General features: G+C 71.3%; 5 protein-coding genes. 3 read left to right on the top strand and 2 right to left on the bottom strand.

Translation table 11 applies throughout. The features are described from left to right. The 3 genes from VFW24_05580 to VFW24_05570 form a co-directional block, all read left to right on the top strand. The coding region (locus VFW24_05580; GenBank protein ID HEX5266224.1) for an MnhB domain-containing protein at positions 1 to 865 on the top strand (865 nt) is incomplete at its 5' end. Further along, on the top strand, positions 862 to 1,230 hold the full coding sequence (locus VFW24_05575; protein ID HEX5266223.1) for a sodium:proton antiporter: 369 nt from the start codon (positions 862 to 864) through the stop codon (positions 1,228 to 1,230). The genes VFW24_05580 and VFW24_05575, both read left to right, overlap by 4 nt. A 6-nt stretch (positions 1,231 to 1,236) precedes the next feature. Next, positions 1,237 to 2,997: a proton-conducting transporter membrane subunit gene (locus VFW24_05570; protein ID HEX5266222.1), complete on the top strand. Its 1,761-nt coding sequence runs from the start codon at positions 1,237 to 1,239 to the stop codon at positions 2,995 to 2,997. Positions 2,998 to 3,012: 15 nt separating this feature from the next. Here VFW24_05570 and VFW24_05565 read toward each other — a convergent pair whose 3' ends face one another. Beyond that, on the bottom strand, positions 3,013 to 3,729 hold the full coding sequence (locus VFW24_05565) for an ABC transporter permease subunit (protein HEX5266221.1): 717 nt from the start codon (positions 3,727 to 3,729) through the stop codon (positions 3,013 to 3,015). A 1-nt stretch (position 3,730) separates the two neighbouring features. Further along, on the bottom strand, positions 3,731 to 4,271 hold a 541-nt coding region (locus VFW24_05560; protein HEX5266220.1), incomplete at its 5' end, for an ABC transporter ATP-binding protein.

Below are 4,271 nucleotides of genomic sequence, written 5' to 3'. Positions count from 1 at the left end.
CATGCGGGTGGCCCTCCCGAAGTGGCACATCACCGAGCCGGTCAACGAGGTGGTGTACGGCACCCGGGGCTTCGACACCTTCGGGGAGACCTTCCTGCTGCTGGCCGCCGTCGTGTCGGTCGTGCTGCTGTCACGGCGGCGCGAGCCCCGCTCGGGCTACCTCGGCGAGGAGGAAGCGGGACAGGAGGAGCAGTCGGAGGTGGCGGGCCAGGGCGGCGAGTCGGCCGCCGGCCCGGACGCCGGCGAGCAGCAGGCGCGGGAGGCCGACGAGCGCGAGGGTGCCCAGGACCAGGGGGAGGGGGAGGGCAGTCCCGAGCCACCGGCCCCGGCCTGGACGCCCGACCGGGACCTGCCCGACGACGAGCAGCTCGGAACACCGGGTCCGGAGACGGCCGACGCCATGACCGTCGTGGTGCGCACGGCCATCCGGGTGGCGAGCCCGCTGTTGGCGATGATCGGTGCCTATCTGGTGGCGTGGGGCTACTCACCGGGCGGGGGCTTCCCGGCAGGCGCGGTGGCCCTCGGGGTGATCCTGCTCCTGTACACGGCCTTCGGCTACCGCAAGATCGCCCGGGCGGTACGGGCCCGCACGGTCGAGACCATCGAGATGGTCGGGGCGGGCATCATCATCCTCACCGAGCTTCTCGGCCTGGTGCTGCGCGGTTCGTTCTCGGCCAACTGGCTGCCGCTCGCGCACGAGCAGGCCATCCGCAGCGGGGGGGTGCTCCAGCTGTTCTCGGGCGGGGAGCTCATCGAGGTCGCCACCGGGCTGACCGTCGCCGTGTTCGGCCTCCTCGGGATGGCCCACGACTGGTCGTCCGCCGCCGACGGGGAGCCTTCCGACGCGGGCCGGGGCCGGTCGTGATCCTCGTCAACTACCTGGCCGCCGGCGTGCTGTTCTGCATCGGGCTCTACACGCTCCTGACCAGGCGCAATCTCGTCAAGATGATCATGGGCCTGTCCCTCATGGAGGCCTCCACCTACCTGTTGCTGATCTCGATGGCCTACCGGAAGGGCTCGACCGCCCCCGTGCTGCTGAACCCGCCTCACGGCTACACCGAGCGCTCCCTGACTGCGGGCAACGTGGCCGACCCGGTGATCCAGAACTTCTGTCTCACCGCCATCGTCATCGGTGTGGCCGTGACCGCGGTCTTCCTGACTGTGGCGGTCCGGTTGGCCCAGCACTACCGCACCCTGGACTCGGACCGCATCCGCCTGATGAAGGGCTGAGGGGCCATGACCACCGCCGGCCTGGAGGCGGTCCTGCCGCTTCCGGTGGTCATCCCGATCAGCGGCGCCGTGGCCTCCCCGCTGCTGGCCCGCCTCTCGAAGCGGCTGCCGCTGATCGTGTCGCTGCTGGCCATGGCCGGGTCCACGGCGTGCATGGCCCTCCTGGCCCCGCGCGTCTACTCGGGCCACGTCCTGGTCCACTACATGGGCAACTGGGTGCCGGTCGGGGGGAAGGCCCTCGGCATCGCCTTCGGCGCCGACCCCTTCGGTCTCACCTACGGACTGGCGGTCGGGGTCGTCGGAGCGGTCCTGCTGCTGTTCACGCTGTCCGACATGGGTCACCTCGGCGGGCGCGAGCTGGGGGGCTACACGTGCCTGTTCCTGCTCCTGCTCGCCGCGCTCATCGGCACGGCGCTGACCGCGGACCTGTTCAACACCTTCGTCTGGTTCGAGGTGGCCGCCCTCGCCAGTTACGGGCTCACCGGGTTCTTCCTGGAACGGCCCCTGGCCCTGGAGGCCGCCTTCAAGTTGCTGGTCCTCACGACGGTGGCGGGATTCCTCGTGTTCATCGGCGCGTCCCTGCTGTACTCCGACCACGGCGCCCTCAACCTGGGCCAGCTTCACGTGGCCCTGGCCGGCCACGTCACCACCACCGACCTGGTGGCCCTGGGCCTGCTGGTGGCCGGCTTCGCCACCAAGTTGGGGCTGGTCCCGTTCCACGGCTGGCTGCCCGACGCCCACACCGCCGCCCCCGGACCGGTGTCGGCGCTGTTCTCGGGTCTGATGGTGAACCTCGGAGTCGTGGTCATCGCCCGGTTGGCGCTGCAGGTGTTCGGGGCGGGGGGCGCTCGCCCGCTGCTCGGCCTTCTGGTCGTGCTCGGCGTGGTGTCGGCGCTCACCGGTGCCGTGCTCGCGCTGGCCCAGGACGATCTCAAACGGTTGCTCGCCTACGACACCATCTCGCAGATGGGGGTGCTGGCCGTGGGGCTGGGCACCGGTTCGGCGGCGGGCGAGGCCGGCATGACCTATCACCTGATCAGCCACGCCCTGTTCAAGTCGTTGCTGTTCCTGTGCGCCGGTGCCATCGTCACCGCGAGCGGGATGACCAAGCTGTCGGAGATGGGCGGCCTGGCGCGGCGCCGACCCGGTCTGGCCGTTGCCTTCGTGATCGGGGTGATGGCCATAGCCGGCATCCCGCCGCTCAACGGCTACGTGTCCGTCGGATTGATCCACAAGGCGCTCGAGGACGGTCACCAGCCGGGAGTGCTCGCGCTGATGCTCGTGGCCCAGGTGGTGACCGTCGCCGCTCTGGCCCGGGCGGCGTGGCTGGCCTTCTTCCGGCGCCGGGAGGAGCCCCTCGACCATTTGGAGCCGCTGCGTCCGGGCATGCGGGTGGCCTTCGGGACGCTGGCGGCGGGGTGTGTGGCGTTCGGGGTTCTGCCGTTCTCGATCCTGCGTCACGTGGCCGGCGCCGCGGCCGGGGCCCTGCTGTCGGGGGGCGGGCTGACCTACGCCCATGACGTCCTGCACGGGGGCGGGGTGGTGCCCCGGCTCGCCGTCAGCTTCACCTATCTGGACCCGGTCGAGCTCCTGACGGTGGCCGCCACGACGCTGGCCGGTCTGGCCCTGGCTGCGGTCTACATCCGCCGGCCCGAGCCGGCCCCCATCCGGGCCCTGCGCGCCCTGCACAACGGCTCGGCCAACGACTACGCCGCCTACGGGGTGGTCGGGGTCATCGCCACGGTGGCGACCATGGTGCTGCGGTGAGGATCGGAGGTCCGATCACCTCGTGCCGGTGATGAGCCGCTCGCGGTCGAACATCGCGGACGCGAAACGCCCACCGAGCCGGCACAGCACCAGCAGGGCTATGCCGAGGGCGACGGCCAAGCGGGGCGTGGCCGGAATGACCTTGAAGGCGACGAGGGTCGTCACCGCCACCGTGGGGAGGCTGGCGAGGATGGCGAGCTGGGCGGCGGTTCGCGGGTCGCGGGCCCGGGCCGAGATGGCGATGCCCACGGTGATCGACCAGAGGGCCAGGAACGGGGTGAAGACGAGCTGGGCCAGGAGGTCGGGGCCGCGGATCAACGCCGCCGCCACCCCCGGGTGGGCGAACAGCTCGACCAGGACCACGTAGAGGCCGAACACGACATAGGAGACGCCCACCGACGGCAGGAAGGCGGCGAGGGCCTTGCCCAGTAGCAGCTCCTCCTTGCGGATCGGCGTGGACAGCACCGGCTCGAGGGTGCCCTGGATCCGCTCACCGACCACGGAATACGCGGCCAGCGCGGCCGGTACGAGGACCGGTATCGCCAGCATGTACAGCAGGGCATGTTCGCGGTGCAGCGCGGGGGACGAGCCGGTCGGCAGGGTGAACGCCTGGATCAGGGGCTGGATGAGGAAGATCGCCGGCAGGATCGCCGTCGAGTAGATGATGTTCCCGTTGTGGCGGTAGTCCCGCAGCTCCTTGCGGAGGACGGCGCGGATCCGGGTCCAGCTCATGTCAACGGGCCGCCTCGTCCTCGTTGACCAGCTGGAGGTAGACGTCCTCCAGCGAGTGGCGGGACTCGGCGATCGAGAGCACGTCGGCGTCGGCGCCCACCAGGGCGCGGGTGACCGCCGGCGCCGCCCGATTCGGATCGGAGACACCGAGCAGGTAGGTGGCCGGTGGCTCGAGCCGCCAGCTGTCCAGCCCGGGTAGGCCAGGGAAGACCCGGTCGGGGTCGGCCAGGGGCGCGGCGGTCCGGACGGTGAGGGTCCGGGCAAAGAGCTGGTCGCGGAGCTCGTCGGGGCGCCCGATACGGCGCAGGGTGGTGTTGAGGATGGCGACGCGGTCGCACAGGCGCTCGGCCTCCTCCAGCCGGTGGGTGGTGAGGAAGATCGTGACCCCGCGCAGCCGGAGGGAGTCGATGAGCTCGTGGACGTCCCGGGCCGCGGCCGGGTCGAGGCCCGACGTGGGCTCGTCCAGGAAGAGCACCTGAGGCTCGCTCAGCAGAGCCCGGGCCAGGGCCACCCGTTGGCGCAGGCCCTTGGAGAGCGATCCA

This window comes from Acidimicrobiales bacterium (assembly GCA_036273495.1).
Lineage (GTDB): Bacteria > Actinomycetota > Acidimicrobiia > Acidimicrobiales > JAJPHE01 > DASSEU01.
The sequence above is the reverse complement of the archived record's forward strand: the minus strand, read 5'-3'. Positions and strand labels throughout refer to the sequence as shown.

Excerpts from the sequence above, each read along its gene's own strand:
- VFW24_05570 (HEX5266222.1), top strand. The coding sequence starts at position 1,237 with ATGACCACCGCCGGCCTGGAGGCGGTCCTGCCGCTTCCGGTGGTCATC.
- VFW24_05565 (HEX5266221.1), bottom strand. The coding sequence starts at position 3,729 with ATGAGCTGGACCCGGATCCGCGCCGTCCTCCGCAAGGAGCTGCGGGAC.